This window comes from Brachyspira sp. G79 (assembly GCF_002379365.1).
GTDB lineage: Bacteria > Spirochaetota > Brachyspiria > Brachyspirales > Brachyspiraceae > Brachyspira.
This window is the reverse complement of record NZ_JQIU01000008.1, coordinates 1,697,605-1,719,599: the sequence shown is the minus strand read 5'-3', so window position 1 is coordinate 1,719,599 and position 21,995 is coordinate 1,697,605. Positions and strand designations below refer to the sequence as shown.

General features: G+C 28.5%; 24 protein-coding genes and 1 tRNA gene. 13 read left to right on the top strand and 12 right to left on the bottom strand.

The features are described from left to right. The 6 genes from KQ44_RS14435 to KQ44_RS09010 all read left to right on the top strand — a co-directional run. Window positions 1-375 (top strand): DUF1524 domain-containing protein (locus tag KQ44_RS14435; RefSeq protein WP_168171264.1); only part of this gene is annotated, 375 nt, incomplete at its 5' end. A gap of 170 nt (window positions 376-545) precedes the next feature. Continuing rightward, the gene (locus KQ44_RS09030; RefSeq protein WP_096737116.1) at window positions 546-743 is read left to right on the top strand and encodes a type II toxin-antitoxin system HicA family toxin; all 198 of its coding nucleotides are present in this window, start codon (window positions 546-548) and stop codon (window positions 741-743) included. 27 nt (window positions 744-770) lie between these two features. Beyond that, window positions 771-1,058: a type II toxin-antitoxin system HicB family antitoxin gene (locus tag KQ44_RS09025; protein WP_240516566.1), complete on the top strand. Its 288-nt coding sequence runs from the start codon at window positions 771-773 to the stop codon at window positions 1,056-1,058. A gap of 264 nt (window positions 1,059-1,322) precedes the next feature. Beyond that, window positions 1,323-2,192, top strand: coding sequence for a 4-(cytidine 5'-diphospho)-2-C-methyl-D-erythritol kinase (gene ispE / locus KQ44_RS09020; protein WP_096737115.1), 870 nt, complete (start codon window positions 1,323-1,325; stop codon window positions 2,190-2,192). A gap of 58 nt (window positions 2,193-2,250) precedes the next feature. Beyond that, window positions 2,251-3,231 (top strand): hypothetical protein, encoded by a 981-nt coding sequence (locus KQ44_RS09015; protein ID WP_096737114.1) that lies wholly within the window; start codon window positions 2,251-2,253, stop codon window positions 3,229-3,231. 12 nt (window positions 3,232-3,243) lie between these two features. Next, entirely contained in the window at window positions 3,244-4,083 is an 840-nt protein-coding gene (locus KQ44_RS09010; protein ID WP_096737113.1) for a hypothetical protein, read from the top strand. Window positions 4,084-4,089: 6 nt separating this feature from the next. On the opposite strand, the gene KQ44_RS09005 is transcribed toward KQ44_RS09010, so the two are convergent. Continuing rightward, window positions 4,090-5,160 (bottom strand): sugar phosphate nucleotidyltransferase, encoded by a 1,071-nt coding sequence (locus KQ44_RS09005; RefSeq protein ID WP_096737112.1) that lies wholly within the window; start codon window positions 5,158-5,160, stop codon window positions 4,090-4,092. A gap of 318 nt (window positions 5,161-5,478) precedes the next feature. Here KQ44_RS09005 and KQ44_RS09000 point away from each other — a divergent pair, with 318 nt between their 5' ends. Continuing rightward, complete coding sequence (locus tag KQ44_RS09000; RefSeq protein WP_096737111.1) at window positions 5,479-6,087, top strand: response regulator; 609 nt, start codon at window positions 5,479-5,481, stop codon at window positions 6,085-6,087. A gap of 4 nt (window positions 6,088-6,091) precedes the next feature. On the opposite strand, the gene priA is transcribed toward KQ44_RS09000, so the two are convergent. The 6 genes from priA to trmD form a co-directional block, all read right to left on the bottom strand. Further along, window positions 6,092-8,077 (bottom strand): primosomal protein N', encoded by a 1,986-nt coding sequence (gene priA, locus KQ44_RS08995; RefSeq protein ID WP_096737110.1) that lies wholly within the window; start codon window positions 8,075-8,077, stop codon window positions 6,092-6,094. 5 nt (window positions 8,078-8,082) lie between these two features. Next, the gene (locus tag KQ44_RS08990) at window positions 8,083-8,325 is read right to left on the bottom strand and encodes a TraR/DksA C4-type zinc finger protein (RefSeq protein WP_240516565.1); all 243 of its coding nucleotides are present in this window, start codon (window positions 8,323-8,325) and stop codon (window positions 8,083-8,085) included. Between the two features lie 163 nt (window positions 8,326-8,488). After that, the gene (gene rpsI, locus KQ44_RS08985; RefSeq protein WP_013113494.1) at window positions 8,489-8,887 is read right to left on the bottom strand and encodes a 30S ribosomal protein S9; all 399 of its coding nucleotides are present in this window, start codon (window positions 8,885-8,887) and stop codon (window positions 8,489-8,491) included. Window positions 8,888-8,900: 13 nt separating this feature from the next. Beyond that, window positions 8,901-9,356: a 50S ribosomal protein L13 gene (rplM, locus tag KQ44_RS08980; protein ID WP_013113493.1), complete on the bottom strand. Its 456-nt coding sequence runs from the start codon at window positions 9,354-9,356 to the stop codon at window positions 8,901-8,903. Between the two features lie 340 nt (window positions 9,357-9,696). After that, complete coding sequence (locus KQ44_RS08975) at window positions 9,697-10,188, bottom strand: GNAT family N-acetyltransferase (RefSeq protein ID WP_096737109.1); 492 nt, start codon at window positions 10,186-10,188, stop codon at window positions 9,697-9,699. A 5-nt stretch (window positions 10,189-10,193) separates the two neighbouring features. Then, on the bottom strand, window positions 10,194-10,922 hold the full coding sequence (gene trmD / locus KQ44_RS08970; RefSeq protein ID WP_096737108.1) for a tRNA (guanosine(37)-N1)-methyltransferase TrmD: 729 nt from the start codon (window positions 10,920-10,922) through the stop codon (window positions 10,194-10,196). A gap of 682 nt (window positions 10,923-11,604) precedes the next feature. On the opposite strand from trmD, the gene KQ44_RS08965 reads away from it, so the two are divergent. The 4 genes from KQ44_RS08965 to ptsP all read left to right on the top strand — a co-directional run bounded on the left by KQ44_RS08965 (window position 11,605) and on the right by ptsP (window position 16,009). Beyond that, a complete protein-coding gene (locus KQ44_RS08965; protein ID WP_096737107.1) occupies window positions 11,605-12,999 on the top strand; it encodes a CCA tRNA nucleotidyltransferase in 1,395 nt (464 codons plus the stop codon). A 4-nt stretch (window positions 13,000-13,003) separates the two neighbouring features. Further along, window positions 13,004-13,777, top strand: coding sequence for a type III pantothenate kinase (locus KQ44_RS08960; RefSeq protein ID WP_096737106.1), 774 nt, complete (start codon window positions 13,004-13,006; stop codon window positions 13,775-13,777). A 200-nt stretch (window positions 13,778-13,977) separates the two neighbouring features. Next, a complete protein-coding gene (locus tag KQ44_RS08955) occupies window positions 13,978-14,244 on the top strand; it encodes an HPr family phosphocarrier protein (RefSeq protein WP_013113543.1) in 267 nt (88 codons plus the stop codon). A 19-nt stretch (window positions 14,245-14,263) separates the two neighbouring features. Further along, a complete protein-coding gene (ptsP, locus tag KQ44_RS08950) occupies window positions 14,264-16,009 on the top strand; it encodes a phosphoenolpyruvate--protein phosphotransferase (protein ID WP_096737105.1) in 1,746 nt (581 codons plus the stop codon). Window positions 16,010-16,054: 45 nt separating this feature from the next. Here the strand turns inward: ptsP and KQ44_RS08945 are convergent, their stop codons facing one another. The 5 genes from KQ44_RS08945 to flgE form a co-directional block, all read right to left on the bottom strand. Continuing rightward, on the bottom strand, window positions 16,055-16,927 hold the full coding sequence (locus tag KQ44_RS08945; protein WP_096737104.1) for a class I SAM-dependent methyltransferase: 873 nt from the start codon (window positions 16,925-16,927) through the stop codon (window positions 16,055-16,057). Window positions 16,928-16,958: 31 nt separating this feature from the next. Beyond that, window positions 16,959-17,759: a flagellar motor protein MotB gene (locus KQ44_RS08940; protein WP_096737103.1), complete on the bottom strand. Its 801-nt coding sequence runs from the start codon at window positions 17,757-17,759 to the stop codon at window positions 16,959-16,961. A 17-nt stretch (window positions 17,760-17,776) separates the two neighbouring features. After that, on the bottom strand, window positions 17,777-18,568 hold the full coding sequence (locus KQ44_RS08935) for a MotA/TolQ/ExbB proton channel family protein (RefSeq protein WP_013113539.1): 792 nt from the start codon (window positions 18,566-18,568) through the stop codon (window positions 17,777-17,779). Between the two features lie 38 nt (window positions 18,569-18,606). Beyond that, a complete protein-coding gene (locus KQ44_RS08930; RefSeq protein WP_020003817.1) occupies window positions 18,607-18,831 on the bottom strand; it encodes a flagellar FlbD family protein in 225 nt (74 codons plus the stop codon). A 63-nt stretch (window positions 18,832-18,894) separates the two neighbouring features. After that, window positions 18,895-20,220 (bottom strand): flagellar hook protein FlgE, encoded by a 1,326-nt coding sequence (flgE, locus tag KQ44_RS08925; RefSeq protein ID WP_013113537.1) that lies wholly within the window; start codon window positions 20,218-20,220, stop codon window positions 18,895-18,897. A 263-nt stretch (window positions 20,221-20,483) separates the two neighbouring features. Between flgE and KQ44_RS08920 the strand changes: the two genes are divergently transcribed. After that, window positions 20,484-20,557, top strand: a tRNA-Ala gene (locus KQ44_RS08920). 341 nt (window positions 20,558-20,898) lie between these two features. Then, the coding region (locus KQ44_RS08915) for a tetratricopeptide repeat protein (RefSeq protein WP_096737102.1) at window positions 20,899-21,995 on the top strand (1,097 nt) is incomplete at its 3' end.

The following is a 21,995-nucleotide window of genomic DNA, read 5'->3' as shown; positions in this document are numbered from 1 at the left end:
AGAGATAAATATACAAAATCAATATTATTTTTATATCATAATTTAAATGAAAAACAAAATTATATACAATTTGATTATAATAAACTACATATTGAGCATATTTTACCTAAAGCTCCTCAAAATTATGATAATTGGAATATGGAAGAATATAATTTTTATTTAAATACTTTAGGAAATTTAACGCTTCTTGAAAAGAAAAATAATATTAAAGCTAAAAATGAATTTTTTGATAAAAAGAAAGAAATATATAAAACTTCTGAAATTATAGATGTACAAAAAGAATTATGTAAGCTAAAAAAATGGACTCCAAAAGAATGCGAAAAAAGATTTAATAATATAAAAGAAAGGTTAATATATTTTTTATTTAATCAATAAGTATTTTATTTTGGTACGGCTCGGTTCAGACTGTTCAAGCGTTTAGGAAATTTTCAAAAGGTGCATAATCTATAAGTTGACAAAAAATATTTAATGTGTATAATTATGTGTATAAAAAGAGGTGTTAAAAATGATACATATTTATTTTTTTATTAAAGAGGAGAATATAGTTGAAAGCAACGTACATAATAACACTTCTAAAAAAAGACGGCTGGTTTCAAGTTGCTCAAAAAGGAAGCCATAAACAATTTAAACATAATACTAAAAAGGGAAGAGTTACAGTGCCTTATCATAGTAATATTGACTTATCAATAGCTGTGATAAAAAGTATAGAAAAACAAGCTAAGATAAAAATTTTAAATAAATAGTTTGTTTTACAGTATAATATTTTTATTATGAAAAAAAAATTAGAGACATTTGTAGCAAATATTTATAGAACAAAATCTGGATATAATTCTACATTTTATGATTTTGACGGTTGTGTTAGTGCAGGTAAAACTTTAGAAGAAATAGTTAACAATTCCAAAATAGCACTTCAAATGCATATTGATGGTATGATAGAGGACGGAGAAAAAATTCCAAAGGCATCTAGCTTAGAAAAAATAATTAAAGAAACAGAATATGAACCTATAACTAGAATGTTAATAGAAGTAAAAGTTTCAAGAGAAAAGAAAAAAGAATAGATATTACACTAGATGAAAGTTTAATAAAAACTATAGATAATTTATCATCAAATAGAAGCGAATTTATAACATTAGCGGCTAAAAATTACATATCAAATTATTACAAGTAACAGGATATCGTATCATAATACCATTAGGTTTATACTGTTCAAGTGTTTAGTAAATTCTCAAAATGTATTTTATTTAATAAATATATTGTATTTTATAATTTGCAAAAAATTATAAATATACTACAATAATAACCTATAACTTTAAGGAAATAACATGCATATAATAAAAGCTCCATGCAAAATTAATATTTCTCTCGATATTACATCAAAAAGAGAAGACGGATATCATCTTATAGAATCTTTATTTCATACGGTAAATCTATATGATATTATAAGTATAGAAAAGTCTGATAAATACAGCATTCATACAAATGGAATGTTTGCATTAAAAGATGATGAGGAAGTTAATATAGTAACCAAAGTATTTAATTATTTTAAAAATGAAATGGGGCTTATTAATAATTATAATATAAATATTGAAAAAAATATTCCTACTGGGGCAGGTCTTGGAGGAGGATCATCTGATGCTGCTAATATTATTAAGTTTTTTTTAAGCGAACTTAATATTGATATTAACGATACTTTGATAGAATCATTTTCTAGGTTTGGAGCGGATATTCCTTTTTTTATAAGAGGAGGTTTAGCTTGGGTTTCTGGAATAGGTGAGAAGATAAAAAATTATAACTTTATACTGCCTTATAATATTATCTTGATATATCCTAATATACATGTATCTACAAAATTGGCTTATTCAAAGTTTGTCAAAGATGATTTTAATAAATCAGATATATTCGCTATAAAAAATATTCTTGATAATAGAGAATGCTTTAATAAAGATATTAATTTTAAAGATATAGTTTCTAATACATATAATATATTTGAAAAAAAAGTTTTTAATTTGGATAAGAGAATAGAAGATATAAAACTCAATGCTGAAAACATAATAAAAAGAAAAGTATCTATGAGCGGTTCTGGTTCTTCACTTTTTGCTTTATATGAGAATGATGATAAAAAAATAGATGATGACTTTAATAAATTAAAATCAGAAATGAATTATAATATTTATAAATTGAGTTTGATTTAATGTTTTATTATGTTATAATTAAATTTTATTATAAAAAATATAAAGAGAAGAAAATAATATGATAAAGAAAATATTTGTTATACTTCTTATAAGCAGTTCTATATTTTACGGTTTGTCTTCAAAACATTCTCTTTCTGTACTTGAAACAACTAGTACAAGATCTATTGGAATGATGAATAGTGCTTTTTTGCTTGGTAATGATTCTTCTTCTATTTTTATGAACTCAGCTTCTTTAATGGGAGTGCTTAGAGACAGTGTTAATTTAAATTATACAGTTACTTCTAATCCTCAAAACGAATATATATTTAATGCTTCTTATGCTCATATAGGTGCTTCTTATGCTCTTGGTATAGGATTTGCGGGAGATATTAACAAGGTTTATTCATATGATAGTTTAGGTACTAGAAAAAATGATATATACAGCGGACTTTATTTGGTTAATTTAGGAGCTTCTTATGCTATTAATGAAAGTTCTTTTATAGGGGCAAATATAAAAACTGTTATTAACAATAGCGAAAAAGATAATAATTTCGGAATGTTTTTAGATTTATCATATATGCAGTCTCTTTTTACTCCGAATTTCAAACTAGGTGTTGGGGTCAGAAATTTTGGATTTTATGATAATGTATTTGCAAAAGTTGATACTGATATAATTGCTTCTTTAGCATACACCAAAAGTGATGGAAGTTTTTCTGTAGCAGCTCAGTATACTATATCAGTTCCTTCTGTTACTCATAGCATATCTGTCGGCATAGAGGCTATGATAGTAGATTTTAATAAATTAGGATTATTTAAAGAAAAAAGTTCTTGGTATGATGATTTACCAGAAACTATATTAGATGCTCCTAGTGCCATACAAAAAAGATTTGCAACTAAATTACCTAGCGGTATTTTGGCAAGAGTAGGTGTTGGTAATAATGGAGCTTCTTTGGGTTTATCTGTTTATGTGCAATTATTCAGACTTGATTATGCTATTGTTTTTGATAATTTTAGTAAGGATAATATTTCGCATAATATAGGTATGAGTTTTATGTTTTAGGTTTATTGATTTATGGCTGTTTGTAAACAAAAAATATCTAATACAGAAAATTGTGACAGGGAAGAGTATAAAGACGGTTTATGCATTATTCATCATGACGGTAGTGATAAACCAGATGGACTTTTCAGACGTATTATAAGAGATGATTTTTATAGAGGATTTTATAATTTTTCATATATGATAAGCTATGAAGGATTTAATTTTGAAGGCTTAAAGACGCAGAAGAATGCCGATTTACTCTTTAGAAACTCATCATTTTACGGTCCTTTTGTAGTGAGAAACTTTAATTTAGATGCTTCTTTAGATTTTACTGATTCTGATTTTGATAGCGGTATTATTATTACTATGTCTAATGTTCATAAAGGTATAATCTTAAAAAACTCAAAAATTAATATTGACTTTAATATGTCATTATCAAATATATATTCTATAGATGCAGATAATATTACTATAGACTGTAATTTTAATATGTCTAATACTGATATAATAGATAAATTTAAGTTTAACCATACATATTTTAAGAATAATTTTAGTCTTCTTAACGCTAGTTTGCAGGGAGATTCTAGTTTTGAAAATATTATTATAGAAGGCGATGCTGATTTTAGAAATATTAAGTTTTATAAATCATTGAAATTTGAAAATGTAGAAATAAAGGGCAGTACCATACCTATAGAAATAACTAAAAATAAAAATATAGAGTTTAAAAATGTTGTTATAAATGGTGTCCTTATAGAAGACAATCAAAAAGAGAAAAAAGAAAAAGAAAAGAGAGATAAAGAACTAGAAAAAATTAAAGAAGCCAAAGATAATATGACTAAAGAAACACTTTTAAAATATTCAAAAAAGAAATAATTTTTATTAAAGTAAATGTCTCTTATCTTTTAGTTCATCTTTCTCTCTAATATCTTTTAATATGTCTTTGATTTTAGAATCTTTATTATTTGGATATATTAATAATACCCCTTCAGATTTTACTATAGTTAAATCATTTACCCCATCTATAGCTATAAAAGTATTATCATCATCATTAATAATAATGTTTCCGTTTGCTTCTTTAGTATATACATTTCCAACTACTACATTGCTGCATTCATCTTTATCATGTATTCTACCAAGTGCAGAGAAAGCTCCCAAATCGTCCCAAAAGAAATGTGCTTTTATACATATGATATGCTCTAATTTCTCCATTATTCCGAAGTCAAAAGATATTTTATCTATAGCTTTAAAAATTTCCTGTTTCTTTATATCATCTTTTTCTTTTAATGTTTTCATTACTTTATCATGAGTTTCAGGCATTAATTCACTTATAGACTTAAGTATATTATCAATAGACCATATAAATATTCCGCTGTTCCATAGATAATGTCCGTCTTCTAAAAATCTACATGCATTTTCATAATCTGGTTTCTCTACAAATCTGTCAACATTATATTCATTATTTTTAATTTTATCTTTTAATTTTATATATCCATATCCAGTTTCAGGTCTGTTCGGATTAATTCCTATTATTACTATTTTGTCAGTATTTTCGCTTACATCAATAGCATTTTCGATAGTATCTAAGAACATTTTTTCATTTTTTATTATAGGGTCTGCTGGAAGTATTGCTGCTATAGCATTTCCTATTTTTTCTTTGATGTATAGAGCTCCTAAAGCAATAGCGGCTGTTGTATCTCTTCCTAGCGGTTCGTATATTATATTTTCTTTTTTAAATGATGGTATATATTTTGCAAATGCCTCTTTATATCGTTTTCCAGTAATTATAAATATATTATCTTCTTTTGCGATTTTTAAGGCTCTGTCTATAGTTTGTTCTATTAATGATTTATTTTCTATTATATTTAAAAATTGTTTGGGCTTACTTTCTCTGCTTAAAGGCCATAGTCTTTCACCTATACCTCCTGCCATAATAAGTACAGCTTTTTCCATTTTTTAATCCTTTTTTATTTATATAGTATAATTATAATTAAAAAATTGATAAAAAACAAGAAGTTTGTATATTTTTATTATATAATTTCATAGTCAGTATTATACATTTTTTTTTAATTATGTATTTACATTTTATACATTAAATAAAAAAATTTAATTTTTTGTAAAAAATGTAGTTATTTGTAATATTATAAATATAAATCTACTATTATTAATTATAAATTAAATATTTTTTATTTGACAAAAAACTAATTATATATTAATCTTTATTACTATAATAGGGAGATTTTTTATTAATCATAATTTGTGAGAGGCTATATGAATAATACTGAAGAGTTAATATACGATGATGATGATATGTTGTCACCCATTGATGCGGCTAAAGTGGTTGGGGTTTCAAGAACAACTGTTAATTATTGGGTTCGTCATTACGGACTTAAAGCTGATGTTACTCCCGGAAAAAGGTATAAAATTCGTTATGCCGATTTGAAAGCATTTTTAGCTTTTAATAAAAAAGAAAAAAGAGTAAAGCTAAAAAGAAAACATTCCAGATATAAAATAGCCATCATAGAGCCTATGGAGATTACAAGAAAAAATTATGTTGAATGGCTTAGTGAAGACTATGATGTTATATGCATATCTAATCTTACATCCCCTCTTAAAGAGCTTAAAAAAATTGCACCTGATATTATTTTAATGGATATTAATTTATCAGAAGATAAAGATTATTTCTATTTACTTGAAGAGATAAAAAATGAAATATCTCTAAGAACAGCATTAATTATTATTATTACTAAAAGATATAATGAAGATGATGTTGTTAATGGTCTTGAAAAAGGTGCATGTGATTATGTTAAAAAACCAGTAGGTCAAAATGAGCTTAAAGCAAGAATAAGAAATGCCGTTAGATTTTATGTGGATGTGTAATTGTTTAGAGCATGCTTATAGGATCTATATCTATTTCTATATAATTACCTTTTTGAGCTTTGAAATTTTCGTTCAATTTTCTGAAAAATCCGCTTAATAGAGAATGAGAAGGTGTTTTTACTAGTATATTCCATCTATAATATTTATTTAATTTACTTATTGTACATGCCACAGCCCCAAGTATTGTAATTTTATCTGAGTTTTCGTAAGTTTCCATTCTAAGCATATCAGCTATTATATTAGCATCACTTTCGACTTTTTTTTCATCTAATCCTCTTATTACAAGTCTTACAAGCCGTGTAAAAGGAGGATAAATTGGGTATTTTCTTTTTTCTATTTCCTGATTATAAAATGCTATATAGTCATGATCTTTAGCACATTCTATACTGTAATTGTTAGGCGAATATGTTTGAATATATACTACTCCGTTTTTCTCTCCTCTTCCGCTTCTTCCAGCTACCTGAGTAATAAGATTAAAAGTTCTCTCAGCACTTCTAAAATCTGGTATATGAAGAGACATGTCAGCAAGCAAAACACCTACTAAAGTAACATTAGGAAAATCAAGACCTTTGGCTATCATTTGAGTTCCTACAAGTATATCTATTTCACCGTCAGAAAATCTTTTAAATATTTTTTCATAGTTTTTTGTGCCTCCCACAGTATCCTGATCCATTCTTTCTATAACAGCATTTGGAAAAAGTATATTTAAATGTTCTTCTACCTTTTCAGTACCGCTTCCTATACGTTCAAAGTGTCCTATTTTACATTCATCGCAAAGTTCATTATCCAAAAATTGAGTATATCCGCAGTAATGACACATAACAACATTTTTCTTTTTATGATATGTTAAAGAAACAGAGCAGTTAGGACATTCAAGAACTCTTTGACAGTAAGAACATGCTACAACAGGGGCATATCCTTTACGGTTTAGAAATAATATTATTTGTTCTTTTTTTTCTAGCTTTTTATTTATCTCTTCAACTAATTTTTGAGTTATCATAGGGAAAACTTCAGCTCTTTTTTCTTTTTTTAGGTCAAGTATCTTTACTTCTGGCATATTAACTGAAGCTGCTCTTTTATTTAGTTTAAGTAATTCTATTTTTCCTATAGAAGCATAATAAAAACTTTCTATAGAAGGTGTAGCACTTCCAAGAAGAAGAAGGGCATTTTCATGATTTTTTCTGTAAAAAGCGACTTGCCTTGCATGGTATCTTGGTGTATCTCCAGCCTTATAACTTGTTTCATGCTCTTCATCTATAACTATTATTCCAAGATTTGGAGTAGGGGAGAATATTGCACTTCTTGCACCTATAACAATTTTTATTTCATCTTTTTTTATCATCTGCCAATATCTATATTTAGAGTTTGGAGAGAGTTTGCTGTGAAGTACGGCGATTTTACCTTCAAATCTTTCTGCAAATCTTTTTATAGTTTGAGGAGTGAGCGATATTTCTGGAAGTATTACTATAGCCTGCTTTCCCATATCAACAACTTTTTTAATAGCCTGCAGATAAACTTCTGTTTTTCCGCTTCCTGTTACGCCATGAAGAAGAAAAGTTTTTGGTTTTTCTGATTCTAAACTTTCATTAATTTTTTTTAGTACTTCTTCCTGTTCATCATTGAGTTTTAGGTATGGTTTTTGTTTGGCAGGTATTGGTTTTGCTTTTTTTTCTTTTTTTGCTGGTGTACCTACAGGGAGTGCTGCGAAAAGTGCTTCTCCGAAAGATGAGTGATAATAGCTGCTCATCCATTTTGCTAATTGAAATTCTTTATCGGAACATATTGGTTCAAGATCAATTCTAGCTTTGATAGGATATACTTTATAGTTTCCGTCTAACTTTTCAGTTTCCTCTATAACAATACCTTTGCTATTCTTACCTTTAATAGGAGCTACAACCCTACATCCTACCAAGCTATCATTAATCTCATCTGGTTTTATGTATGTAAGTATTTTATCTATTGGTAAATTAAAAATAACTTTAACATACATTATAATTACATTTTTTCACGGCGTTTTCTATCTTCATATTTAGACATACAATTAACGCATCTTAAAGTATAAGGCAAAGCAGTTAATCTCTCTTCATTGATTTCTTCTTTACAATCTATGCATTTACCGTATGTGCCGTCTTCTATTCTTTTAAGTGCATTATTAAGCATTTCCAATTTATCTTTTTCTTTTTGAGAAAAATTTACTAAATTCTGTTTTTCATAAGCCTGAAATGCTATATCGGCCATATCTCCATGAGAATCTTCTTTAAGAGCTTCATAAGTTTCATTTCCGCTTAAAAGCTCATCTAAAGTTTTCTTTTTTCCTCTAATAAGAGATCTTTAAATTTTTTTAATTTCTTAGCAGTCATTATAAAAACCCTTAAATAAATATAATTGCTAGGATAAAAACTTAACGTTTAGAGAATTGGAAGCGTTTTCTAGCACCAGATCTACCATATTTCTTACGTTCAACAACACGGGAATCTCTAGTAAGAAAGCCGTTTCTTTTTAAAGTAGTTCTGAAGTCTTGACTTTCACCTACTAATGCTTTAGCAATACCATGTCTAACAGCATCAGCCTGAGCAGAAACTCCGCCGCCATGTACATTTGCTAGTACATCATATTTTCCGAAATTGCCTGTTACTTTTAGAGCATCTTCTACTACTTTGATAAGTGCTGCTCTGTTGCAGAAATAGTCTGTGTAATTTCTTCCATTTATTAAAATTTTACCGCTGCCTAAAGTTATACGTACTCTAGCATTAGCAGTTTTTCTTTTTCCAGTAAAAATAGTTAATTGTTTAGCTGCCATTTTTATCTCCTAATTATATATTTACTACAGTAGGTTTATTAGCTTCATGCGGATGTTCGCTTCCTGCATATACTTTTAATTTTTTAAGATGAAGTCTTCCTAACGGATTATGAGAAAGCATACCTTTTACAGCTATTTTTACCATTCTTTCAGGGTTTTTTTCCAATAATTCACCATAGCTTACAGCTTTAATTCCACCAGGGTAGCCTGTGTGTCTATAATGAATTTTTCCTTTCTTTTTATTGCCTGTTAAAACTATGTCTTTAGCATTGATGATAATTACATAATCACCATTGTCTAAGTTGTATGCATAGTCTACTTTATGTTTACCTTTAAGCATATAAGCTGCTCTGCTTGCAACTCTTCCTAATGACTTACCTTTGGCATCAATTATAAGCCAATTTTGTTTGATATCTTTTTGTGATAAAACGTAAGTATTATTTTTTGTTTTTAATGTTTTTTTGTCCATAACATACACACCTTGATTTAACGTTTTAAAAAAATTTGGTAGTTTTAATCTAAAAATGTAACGGTGCGTAATTATAACATAAAGATATTGTAAAGTCAAATTTTAATTATATATATTTATATGAATTTTCGATGTTATTAACTATATTAGCGTATAGATTTTATTATATAAATTATTTTTTTATTCCTACTATCTTGATAAAATCTGCAATATTATTAGTATTTTTTAGTTTTATAATATTTTTTAACCCTATAAGTTTTATTATCATATTTTGCTTTTTTATACCTATTATTTTTATTATTTTGTATATGATTTTCATTGTTTATAAAGTTTATAAATACTAAATACTTTTTTGAAATGCTATTCTCTCTCCATTACCGTTTTTTAAATATATTATTCCGCATCGTTCAAAACCTTCTTTTTTTAGGAAATTAAGCATAGGTCTATTATCTTTATGGGTATCTATTCTTATATTACTGCATTGATTAAAACAGTAATTAAGACAAAAAGAAGCTGTACCTTTTCTTCCATTTAATACTGCTATTCTGTGTATTACTCCGTATTCTTTGTCATTAATCCAATTACCTTCATATATTTTATCATAATTTTCATCTTCTCCTACAAAAAAACAAAAAGTAGCTATAATATTATTATTATCATCTAGGCATACATAACTATGTTTATTATTTATATCATTTTCTATATTTTCTCTTGAAGGATATCCATTAATCCATTGATTATGATTGTTATTTTCTCTCATAAAGTTTCTTGCATAATCAAATATTTCCATTACTTTATCAATATCTTTATATTCTGTTTTTCTTATTTTCATTATTACTACTCCTTATTTTTGAGATAATTAAAAATGCTTTCTATATCTTTTTTATTCAAATTTATTTTAGAAAATATATCCTTTCTATTTTTAAAAGTTTTTATTATGCTTCTTTCTCTTCTGTACTCATCAATTTTTTTATGATTTCCAGAAAGAAGAACTTCAGGCACTTTCATATTATCAATTTCTTCAGGTCTCGTATATTGTTCATATTCTAATAAACCGTTTGCATTTTCTTCAAAAGTATCGCTTGTAACAGATTCTTTATTATTTAAAACACCTTTATATCTTGATATGGCATCTACAAGTAAAAGAGCAGGTATTTCTCCTCCGCTTAATACATAATCTCCTATACTTATAACTTCATCTGCATATTTTTTTTCAACTCTATAATCTATACCTTCATAATGCCCAAGTATCATAGTTATATGTTCTTTATTTGAAAATTCTTTTATTTTTTTCTGAGTGAGTATTTTTCCAGAAGGAGAAAAAATGATTGTATATCCTTTATTATGACTGTCAAAATATTTCTTAAAAATATTGTATGTCATTATCATACCAGGTCCGCCGCCGTAAGTGTAATCATCGCATTTTTTATAATTACCATCTCCATATAAACGCATGTTTATGATATTCAAATCTATTTTTTTTTCATTTAATGCCATTCCTATTACTCCCATAGATGTAGGGCTTTCATAGAATTTTGGAAAGAGTGTAAGTATATCTATTATCATTTTTTTATTATATCCTATAGTTTTTATATATCAATAGTTTTATTAACTTATAATATACTTGTTTTAAAAGTTATTAATAAAATTAGTTATAAAAATTATTTAAATTAAAAAAATTACGCTAATACAATGTTTCACATGTTGTATAATTAATTATTTTAGTAATATACCTAAACAGATATAATTTGTCAAAAACTAAATTTTTAAATTTTAGATTTGTGTGTACTAGCCCCCCAGTTCTTTTGTGGGTATAAAGAACCATATACTGTACGCCTCTCTCTGCGTACCGTAGGCAGGCTAAAAGAATGCATTTTTAGACCAAATTTTTGGTATTACCACACATTTAATACATATATATAAAATATAAAGTTCTAATACTTGCAGTTTTGGCAATTTTTTGTGGCGGAAAAAAGTTGAATAAAAAAATTATTTTTTTAAATTTATTATTTGCCTTACTGTTAAGTACTAACTCTAATTAAAAGAGATATTAAATAGAAAAATATAAGTATTAATAAATTTCGTTTTGAAACAAGTATAATTTTACTTAAATTAATAAACTTATAAAACAGTTTATCAATAATTTTTCAATTAAGCCTAATTATATTATCTATTTATATAAAATATAATTTGTAATTAATTAAAAATTGTATATACTATATAAAGTATAAAATAAATAGGATATTAAGTGAAGAAAATATTTACAGATATACCGCATCCAATAAAAGAAATAGCAAGAATACTGCATATAGAGGGATTTCAATGTTTTTTGGTTGGAGGTGCTGTAAGAGATGCTGTAATGGGGATCGCTCCGTATGAATATGATATCACTACAGATGCCAAGCCTGAAGATGTGCAGAGAATATTTAAATATACTGTTCCTACTGGAATAAAGCATGGTACTATACTTGTTATTATAGAGGATATGCATGTAGAAATAACTACTTTCAGAAGTGACGGTAATTATAGTGACGGAAGACATCCAGATAATGTAGAATATGCTTCAAGTATAGAAGACGATTTGCCAAGAAGAGATTTAACTATAAATGCGATGGCATATAATGTTTTAGATGGCACTCTTATAGATATGTTTGATGGTATGAGAGATATTAAGCGTAAGATAGTGAAATCTGTAGGTGATCCTTATGAAAGATTTAGAGAAGACGGTCTTAGAATAATGCGTGCTATAAGATTTGCTGCTAAATTAAATTTTGAAATAGAAAAAGAAACATTTGAAGCTATAACGCACTCTACAGGTATGCTTGCTTCTATTGCAGCAGAACGTATACGTGAAGAGTTTAACGGTATATTATTATCTTCAAATCCTTTCAGAGGCTTGGAGCTTTTAAGAAAAACTGGGGTGTTATCATTAATCCTTCCAGAACTTATGCAAGGCTACGGGGTTACACAGAATAAATTTCATAAATATGATGTTTATTATCATATACTCCATACTATACAGTCTGTAGAACCTTTAGAAACAGAGGAATTAACTTTATTAGTAAGGCTTGCTGCACTTTTTCATGATATAGCTAAACCTATGGTTCAGAAAAAAGTTTCAAAACAAGATGATCCTGTTTATTATAATCATGAGGTTGTAGGTGCAAAAGTAGCTAAAAACGTAATGAAAAGATTAAAATATTCTAATTCCGAGATAGATTTTGTAACATTATTAGTTAGACAGCATATGTTTTATTATCAAGATGAATGGACAGACGGAGCAGTTAGAAGGTTTATGCGTGCTATTGGTGTTGAAAATATTAAGCCTCTTTTAAAATTAAGAGAAGCTGATAGGCTTGGAAGCGGACATAGAAAAGATAAAGAAAGTAGGGCTATACCTAAACTTTTGGCTAGAATTGATAAGATAATTGAAGAAGAAAATGCTATAACAGTGAAAGATTTGAAAATAGATGGTAATGATTTGATTAATGAATTTCATTTAAAGCCTAGCCCTTTAATAGGTAAGATATTAAATTATTTGCTTGATTTGATATTAGATGAGCCAGAATTAAATAACAGAGAATTTTTACTTGAAAAAACTAGAAATTTTTTAGAAAGCAACAATATAAGGGACGAGGCTTGAAAAAATGTACTTGCTTGCTGATATTGGAAATACAAGAGTTAAGTTAGCGATATTTGAAAATAATAACAATGCTCCAATATACTATAATGCTATAGAGCATAGTAATGCTTTAGATTTGATTAATGTATTAAGTGAAATAAAAAATAATCACAGTAATATAAAGAATGTATTTTACAGCAGTGTATCATTAAAGGTAAATGATCTGTTTGAGGGCAGCATAGAAGATTGTTTTAACATTAATCCTTATAGAGTTACCCATAATGATATAAAACTTAAAGATAATTTATATGAACCTAAAGATTCTGTAGGTATAGATAGAATATTATCAACTTATGCTTCTATACGACTTGAAGGCTATGATGATAATACTAAATACGCTTCTATAGTTATAGATATGGGTACCGCTACAACAGTTAGTGTTATGCTTTCAGATTTTACATTTTTGGGAGGTATGATAATAGCTGGTACTAAAACTAGTTATCAGGCACTTTCAAATATTACTTCACTTCCTTATTATGAAATAGGACCTATATCATCAATACCAAACCCTATAAATAATAATGTAAAAGATGCTATTATGTCTGGAGCTATATATAATACTATAGGAACTGTGAATTATGTTGTTTTGGAAGCGAAGAAATATATAAAATCTAAGTACAATATAAAATCAAAAATCTTTCTTACAGGCGGCATATCAAATTTAAAACTTTTAAAATGTAAAGTTTATCCTTTTTTGGTACTTCAAGGAATTTATTTTAATATGATAAATAAAGATTAAATATGTTCAATTTTTATAATATTTCCATATTGTTAATTAATATACCCTATGTAAAAGAATTATATCTAGTATATAAATTAACTAAAAAGTATGTATTTAGTATATAAAACATACTTTTTAGTACATATATAATTTGACAAATGAGAAAAAACTGATATACTTTAAAATATATATAAGAAAAGAACGGAGGAGTTTTGCCAATGACTACAGGTAAAGTTACTATACAAAATGATACAGGACTTCATGCTAGACCTGGTAATGAATTTGTTACATTTATAAAAACATTACAAAATTGTAAAATAGAAATAGAAAACGAAGCTGGAAAAAGAGTTAATGCTTCATCTCTTTTAAAAGTTTTGTCTTTAGGAGTAAAAAAAGATTCAGTACTTACTATTTATTGCGATGGTGAAAATGAACAAGAAAATCTAAAAAAAATAGAAGAGTTTCTTGCTAATTTAAAAGATTAATTTTTTTTGGACTTATAATATGGAAAAAAGAATTAGTGGAATAGGGGTTTCCCCTGGTATAGCTATAGGAAAAGTATATCTGCTTATTAAAAAAGATATTGTAGTATCTAAATGTCCTTGTGCAAATGTTGCTGAGGAGCAAAAAAAATTATTAGAAGCTAGAAATAAAACAAAAGAACAGCTTCTAAAAATTAGAGAGACAACAGCCAAAAAAGTTTCAGAAGAAAAAGCAGCTATTTTTGATGCTCATATAACTTTGCTTGAAGATGAAGATTTACTTGAAGAGGTAAATAATATTATAGCAGATGACAAAGTTTGTGCTGAATATGCCTTATCTCAAGGTATAGAGGTTTATACAAAAATTTTAAGTGAAGTTGAAGATGAATATTTAAGAGAGCGTGCTGGTGATCTGGTAGATATCGCTGACAGATGGATAAGAAATATTCAGGGTGAGGAAATTACTGATGTTTCTAATCTTCCAAAAGACTCAATAGTTGTTGCCAGAGATTTAACTCCTTCAGATACCGCCAATTTGGATTTAGATAATACTTTGGGGTTTATTACAGAAATAGGAGGACGTACTTCGCATACTTCTATAATGGCTAGATCTTTAGAACTTCCTGCTGTAGTTGGTATTGGAGAAATTTTAAAAGATTTAGAAAATAATCAAACTATTATAATTAATGGAAATACTGGGGCTGTTATTATAGAGCCTTCCAAAGAATCTATAGATGAATGTTTAAAATTAAAAGATGAATTTGATAAAAAAAGAGCTTTATTAAAAGAATATGCTCATAAAGATGCTGTATCTAAAGATGGAACAAAAATAAGAGTATATGCCAACATAGGTTCGCCTGCAGATTTAGGCGGGGTTTTGAAAAATGGTGCTGATGGTATAGGTCTTTACAGAACTGAGTTTCTTTTTATGGAAAATACTGATTTTCCTACAGAAGAAGAGCAGTTTAAGGCTTATAAAGAAGTAGCTGTTGCTATGAGCGGACATACTGTTACTATACGTACTATGGATATTGGAGGCGATAAGTATTTGCCTTATTTGGAAATGCCTAAAGAGGAGAATCCCGCATTAGGCTGGAGAGCTTTGAGAATATGTTTGGATAAAACTTCTATTATAAGAACTCAATTCAGGGCTTTGCTTAGAGCTTCAGCTTTCGGTAAAATAAAAGTAATGCTTCCTATGATAGTTTCTTTGGAAGAACTTAGAAAAGCTAAGGCTATATTTAATGAATGCAAACTTGAGCTTGTTAAAGAAAATATTGCTTTTAATGAGGCATTAGAATTAGGAATGATGATAGAAACACCTTCAGTTGTATTCAGATCAGAGGCATTTGCAAGAGAATCCGACTTTTTCTCTATAGGTACTAATGACCTTACGCAATATACTTTAGCAGCAGACAGAGGAAATGAAAAGATAGCTAATATTTGTGATCCTTATAATCCTTCAGTACTTATAGCTATAAAAATGGCTATAGACGGTGCTCATGCTAATGGTATTATTATTTCTATGTGCGGAGAATTAGCAGGAGATTTACTCGCTGTGCCTTTATTGTTCGGATTAGGTTTAGATGTATTTTCTATGTCTGCTATATCAATACCTGAAGTTAAGAAAATGATTATATCTTTAGATAAAACTGAATGTCAGATGCTCGCAAAAAGAGTTCTTACTTTGGATACTGCTGACGAGGTTAAAGCAGAATTATTAAGATTTTTAGAAATACATGAAAAAGGTGAGACAATAAGCTATTAATAATGGTTTGAAAGATAATTAAAGGGGCTTTAAAAAGCTCCTTTTTTATGTATAAAATCTTGCATATATACCGCAAGGGAGAATCATATCAGAATTTTCTATAGGAAGTCCTATTTCTCCGCTTTCAAAAATACCTTTAGTTTTTATAGATGAAGATAATATATTTTTTAATGATATATGAGAGAAACTTGCTGTATAACAATTGATTAAAAATAGAATAGGGGAGGCTGATAAAAGTTTAACACATTCTTCTACTAATCTTGTTAAACTTGTTTCTATCTGCCAAAGTTCTCCGTTAGGTCCTCTTCCGTACACAGGAGGATCCATTATTATGACATCATATTTTCTTCCACGTCTTACTTCTCTAAGTACAAATTTAATTACGTCTTCTATAATAAATCTTACTTTTTTTTGATGAAGATTATTAATTTCTATATTTGTTTTTGCATGAGACACTATTTTTTTTGAGGCATCAACATGTACAACTTCATCGCATCCCGCATAAGCACATGCAGCAGTTGCCCCTCCAGTATATGCAAATAAATTAAGAGCTTTAATTTCTATATTTTCAGGACCAGAAGATTTTTTTTCTTTGATTTTATCTATAATAAACTGCCAATTAACAGCCTGCTCTGGAAAAAGTCCTATATGTTTGAAATTAGTAAACTCTATTTTAAATGATAAATCACCATATCTGATGATAAAATTATCTTTAGGCTTATTAATATACTGCCAATAACCGCCGCCTTTATCTGAGCGATGATATATTGCATCCATATTAGTCCATTTATTTAAACGTTTAGGCCAAATAACTTGAGAATCAGGACGCGATACTAAAAAGCCGCCTATATTCTCAAGTTTTTCGCCTTCTCCGCAGTCTATAATTTTATAGTCTTTCCATTTATCAGCCAAAAGCATAATTTTTAGTTAGTCTTAATTTATTATTTATCTATCTTTGATTATAGTAAGTAACATCATTTCTTACTATAACAATATCAACTCTTCTATTCAAAGCTCTTCCGTCTGGCAAATCATTAGAAGCTACAGGTCTGGTATCAGCATATCCAGCAATAGAGTATTTATTTCTATCGAGCTTTCCTGTTTGATCATTTTCAAAAAGTTTTTCTAAAATAACCATAGCTCTTGCAGAAGAAAGTCCCCAGTTATTACCAAATTTCTGTTCAGTAATACTTCCGGGTATAATAGAGCCTGAGTCTGTATGACCTTCTATTCTTATTTCATTTGGAATACCGCTAAGCAGTGAAGCCAACTTAATAAATGTTTCTACATTGTTTTGACTGTCTATTATATTAGTAGAAGCCGATTCAAAATATTGGTCAGCACCAAGACTTATAACAAATCCCCTTTCATCTTCTTCCACTCTAACTTTTTTACTTTTTATTTCAGCTTCCAACACAGCTACTGCTTTATCAATACTTCTTCCCATAGAATATCCCCTATCTGTAGAAGGCAGTGTATCAGCATTAGCTCCTCCGTAAACAAGTTTGCTTTGAGACAGAGTAGCACCTCCAGGCATGACACCGAATGAACCTTGGAATGCTGTGGCAATAAGCTGTATAGCAGAATCGTTAACAGAAGTAGACATTGTAGCAAGAAGCATTACGAAAAATGTTAATACTAAAGTTACGAAGTCTCCGTAAGTTTGCAGCCATAATGGGGCTGAAGGACCGGGAGTATCTGCCTTATCGCCTACTTTTTTAGCTTTTTTACCAAACTTAATTTTTGCCATTTTTTACCTCTAAATTATTATCTATCTCCAACTTGTTCATTAACTTTCTGACGCTGAGCTGGAGGCAAGAATGATACAAGTTTATCTTTTACTATTCTAGGGTTATCACCTGCCTGTATAGATAAAATACCTTCAAGCATAATACTTTTTACCATTGCTTCAGAAGAGTGTCTAGCAGCAAGCCTTCCTGATATAGGCAAAGCAAAACCGTTAGCTATAACAGATCCGTAATATGTAGTAATAAGTGCTACAGCCATACCAGAACCTATTGTTTCAAGACCGCCGCCGCCGCCCAAACTTCTAAGCATGATTACAAGTCCTATTAATGTACCAATCATACCCCAAGCAGGGAAAAGCGAAGCAGCATCGTCAAATACCTTTCTTACTGAGTCGTGTCTTGCCTCTATGTTATCTATTTCTGTATTAAGAATGTTTTTTACAAGTTCAGGGTCAGTTCCGTCTACTACAAGCTGCATACCTTTTTTTAGAAATGGATCTGAAACTTCCTGTATATCATCTTCAAGTACAAGCAAACCTTCTCTTCTAGCTTTTTCAGAAAAACTTATCAAGGTTATTATTATTTGGTCTTCTGAATATGCAGGCTTTTGCAAAAGTACTTTAATAGCTTTAGGTACGCCTATTACAGTTCCGATATCATTTGCCATTATAAGTGAGTTAGCACCACCGCCTGCTGTTACTATTATTGATGCTATATCAAGGAAGTTTCCTAATGAACCGCCTCCCCCGATAATACCGAATAAGTTAATTGCTAATGGCATTATAAGACATATAGGTACAATTATATCCATATTTTACTCTCTAACTAAAATTTATTTTTATTATTTTTTTATTCCTCATTACCATAGAATGACGGCTTTTTTACACTATTTTCACAAACTATTCGGCTTCTATACTCTACTATTCTATTAAGTACAGTTTCAAAGCTGTCTTTAGTTACTACCTTCCTTCCAGATAACATTGTTATTACTAAATCAGGAGTCTCCTCCATAAATTCTATTTGATGCGGATTAACATACAATATACTTCCGTCAAATCTTGTTATATGTATCATATTATTAGAAACTCCTAATTTATATTATACTATAAAATTATAAAAAGTATACTACTATTATAATTATCTCTTAAGTGCTATAACTTCCTGAAGCATTTGATCTGCTGTAGTTATAGTTCTGGCATTAGATTGGAAACCTCTTTGAGTTACTATCATATCTGTAAACTGTTCGCTCAAATCTACGTTAGACATTTCCAAAGCACCTGCCTTTAAAGAACCTCTGCCTTCAGCAGCAGCAGTACCAATATTAGCAGCTCCTGAGTTATTACTTGCTACAAATAAAGTGTCTCCTGCTTTTTCTAAACCGCCTGCATTATTAAATTTAGCTAATGCAACCTGTCCTAAAGTTTTTCTATTTCCATTAGTGAATACACCTGTTATTTGACCGCTGTCATCAAAGCTGAAACCCTCTAACATACCCATAGTGTATCCGTCTTGTTCTATAGCTTTAGTTGTTGAAGGGGATTCAAATTGTGTAATACCATTAAATAAACCAACTTCTCCCATAGTAAGGTTGATAGTTTGATTTACTTCACCTTCTGTTCCTTGATAAGTGAAAGATACATTAGGCATTAATACTCCTTCTGTTTGAGTATTAGTACCGTCACTTACAGAAATTAAAGAACCTGCATCATTAAATACTAATTGGAAAGTATTGTTTCCGCCGCCTTCTACTGGATCTCCTGCTGATACGCTTACACTTCCTTCTGTTGCATCTGGTATATCTATTGTCATATCCCATCTATTAACATCTGTTCTAGTGAAAGTTGCTCTTAATTGACGCGGTATTCCTGTAGAGTCATATATAGTTAAATCTGACTGATGTGTTTCTCCGCTTTTTTGTAGGTTACAGAAATATTTTGTATTTGCTGTAGCTCTTGCTGGGTCTTTTGATCCTACTGGTATAATCAAATCTTCCACTCCAGCTGCAGTATTTAATTCCATTTCTCCTGTTTCTGGGTTAAGTACAGCATTCCAGCCTTGTACCTTATAACCTATAGAAGGATTAACTAAATAACCGTCTCTGTCTAAAGAGAAAGCTCCGTTTCTTGTATAGTAAGAATTGTTTCCTCTTTTTTCTATAAAGAAACCTTCTCCCTGAATAGCTAAATCAGTGTTTACACCAGTAACTTGTAAAGCACCTTGTGTATGTATAGTGTCTATAGTTGCAACCATCATACCTAAGCCTACTTGTTGAGGATTGATACCGCCTCTATCTTCCTGCGGTTTTGCTGCCCCGCTTAAAGATTGGCTTATCATATCCTTAAAAGTAACTCTTCCTCTTTTAAATCCGTATGTATTAACATTTGCTATGTTATTTCCTACTACATCCATTCGAGTTTGATGATTTTGTAAACCAGACACGCCGGCAAATAATGAACGCATCATAAGGCGTATTCCTCCAAAAATTTTAGTATTTCTTATAAAATATTTTCGGTATAATTAAAAATTGTTTAATGTTTTTTTTGATATACTGATACTTATAATAGATTTTACATTAATATATTTTAGGATAAATATAAATCAAATATATTTAATGAATATCTTAAACTTATAATAGATATAAATAATATTCTAAATTTACACTAATACTTAATTACTCATATAATTGACTTTTAATTAAAAATAATTTAGAATATTCTCAATCTCAAGGGGATATAGCTCAGTTTGGGAGAGCATCACAATGGCATTGTGAGGGTCGTGGGTTCGAGCCCCATTATCTCCAATTTTGATAAAAATTTTATTTCATACTGCACCTGTTTTAACGCACGGTAAATAAATCTCATTATATAATAAATATTGTTATTACAAATAAATCTGTTATTTATAATTACGTAATTCGTGCGTTAAGTATACATCAAATTTAAAAAAATCTTGGGTGGGCAGCTAAAATAACAGTATCAAACTAAAAAACAAGAAATAGCATATCAGCAACATAATAATACAAATAAATTTAGAGGGCGGGCGGATGTAATAAAATTTATTAAACTAAATCATGAATTAAATATTGTTTATATTTTTGCATTTAGCTATATAATATATTTAAAATATGATAGGGTAAAAAATATGTCTGATAATACAAATAACTTTAATAATAAATATAATACTACATTTATATTATATATTGTTGTATGTTCAATATTTTTAATAGTATTGATTATAATATATTTTTTATTTTCTTATTCAATAAAAAAGTCTATGGATTATAGTATTGGAAAGTTTGAAACAAATTCACAAATACAATTAAGCAATTATTATGAGTTCCTTAAAGAAACGGTTACAAATGAAAGTTTTGAAAGCAAAGAGTTTATAAAAAATACATTAGAAGAAGCATTCAAACCTAATGTCGATTTACTTAGAGAAACACTAAAAGACAGTAAAGACTTTTCAATAAATACAGTAACTTTCTGGCTTGCATTTTTATCTTTAATAATGATAATATTCACAATTTTAGGCATATACGCCAATAATAAAATAATGGAAAGCAATCAAAAGCAGTCGGAACTTATTATAAAAGAAACAGAATTAGAATCAAATAAAACCTTAGAAGAATTAAATAAAAAAGCCAAAGAAATAGAATTAACATTAAATAAAATAGAAAAACAAACCAGACAATCAAAAATAAACGCTGATAGAGCTAAAGCGAGTGAATTGTTTAGCAGAGCATTAAATGAACAAATGAATAAAAATTATGACGAAGCTCTAAAACTTTATACTAAAGCATTGGAAATAAATCCTAAAAATATAATGGCTTTAAATAATAGAGGTAATGTATATTTTGATAAATATAAAGAAACTAAAGAAGAAATATATTTCAAGAAATCATTAGAAGATTATAATAATGCTTTAAGTATTGATAAAAATTATATTAAAGCTTTAAATAATAGAGGAACTTTATATTCAAATAAATACAGAGAAACTAAAGATGAAGAATATTTTAATAAGGCATTAAAAAATTATAATAAAGAGCTAAGTATTAATAAAAATTACTATTCTCTATATGCAAATATATCATTCTTATATTTAAATCATTATGAAATAAATGATAATAAAGAAAGTTTAAAACAGGCTGAAATATACATAAATAAAGGTTTAGAAATTGAACCTGATAGTATAGCACTTTTAAATAATAAGGGTATACTTTCATATTTACAATATAGAGA

Bases quoted from the DNA above. Each gene is read 5' to 3' on its own strand.
- KQ44_RS09025 (WP_240516566.1), top strand. From the start codon at position 771: ATGAAAAAAAAATTAGAGACATTTGTAGCAAATATTTATAGAACAAAA.
- ispE (WP_096737115.1), top strand. From the start codon at position 1,323: ATGCATATAATAAAAGCTCCATGCAAAATTAATATTTCTCTCGATATT.
- KQ44_RS09015 (WP_096737114.1), top strand. From the start codon at position 2,251: ATGATAAAGAAAATATTTGTTATACTTCTTATAAGCAGTTCTATATTT.
- KQ44_RS09010 (WP_096737113.1), top strand. From the start codon at position 3,244: ATGGCTGTTTGTAAACAAAAAATATCTAATACAGAAAATTGTGACAGG.
- KQ44_RS09005 (WP_096737112.1), bottom strand. From the start codon at position 5,160: ATGGAAAAAGCTGTACTTATTATGGCAGGAGGTATAGGTGAAAGACTA.
- KQ44_RS09000 (WP_096737111.1), top strand. From the start codon at position 5,479: ATGAATAATACTGAAGAGTTAATATACGATGATGATGATATGTTGTCA.
- priA (WP_096737110.1), bottom strand. From the start codon at position 8,077: ATGTATGTTAAAGTTATTTTTAATTTACCAATAGATAAAATACTTACA.
- KQ44_RS08990 (WP_240516565.1), bottom strand. From the start codon at position 8,325: ATGGCCGATATAGCATTTCAGGCTTATGAAAAACAGAATTTAGTAAAT.
- rpsI (WP_013113494.1), bottom strand. From the start codon at position 8,887: ATGGCAGCTAAACAATTAACTATTTTTACTGGAAAAAGAAAAACTGCT.
- rplM (WP_013113493.1), bottom strand. From the start codon at position 9,356: ATGGACAAAAAAACATTAAAAACAAAAAATAATACTTACGTTTTATCA.
- KQ44_RS08975 (WP_096737109.1), bottom strand. From the start codon at position 10,188: ATGAAAATAAGAAAAACAGAATATAAAGATATTGATAAAGTAATGGAA.
- trmD (WP_096737108.1), bottom strand. From the start codon at position 10,922: ATGATAATAGATATACTTACACTCTTTCCAAAATTCTATGAAAGCCCT.
- KQ44_RS08960 (WP_096737106.1), top strand. From the start codon at position 13,004: ATGTACTTGCTTGCTGATATTGGAAATACAAGAGTTAAGTTAGCGATA.
- KQ44_RS08955 (WP_013113543.1), top strand. From the start codon at position 13,978: ATGACTACAGGTAAAGTTACTATACAAAATGATACAGGACTTCATGCT.
- ptsP (WP_096737105.1), top strand. From the start codon at position 14,264: ATGGAAAAAAGAATTAGTGGAATAGGGGTTTCCCCTGGTATAGCTATA.
- KQ44_RS08945 (WP_096737104.1), bottom strand. From the start codon at position 16,927: ATGCTTTTGGCTGATAAATGGAAAGACTATAAAATTATAGACTGCGGA.
- KQ44_RS08940 (WP_096737103.1), bottom strand. From the start codon at position 17,759: ATGGCAAAAATTAAGTTTGGTAAAAAAGCTAAAAAAGTAGGCGATAAG.
- KQ44_RS08935 (WP_013113539.1), bottom strand. From the start codon at position 18,568: ATGGATATAATTGTACCTATATGTCTTATAATGCCATTAGCAATTAAC.
- KQ44_RS08930 (WP_020003817.1), bottom strand. From the start codon at position 18,831: ATGATACATATAACAAGATTTGACGGAAGTATATTGTATGTTAATCCG.
- flgE (WP_013113537.1), bottom strand. From the start codon at position 20,220: ATGATGCGTTCATTATTTGCCGGCGTGTCTGGTTTACAAAATCATCAA.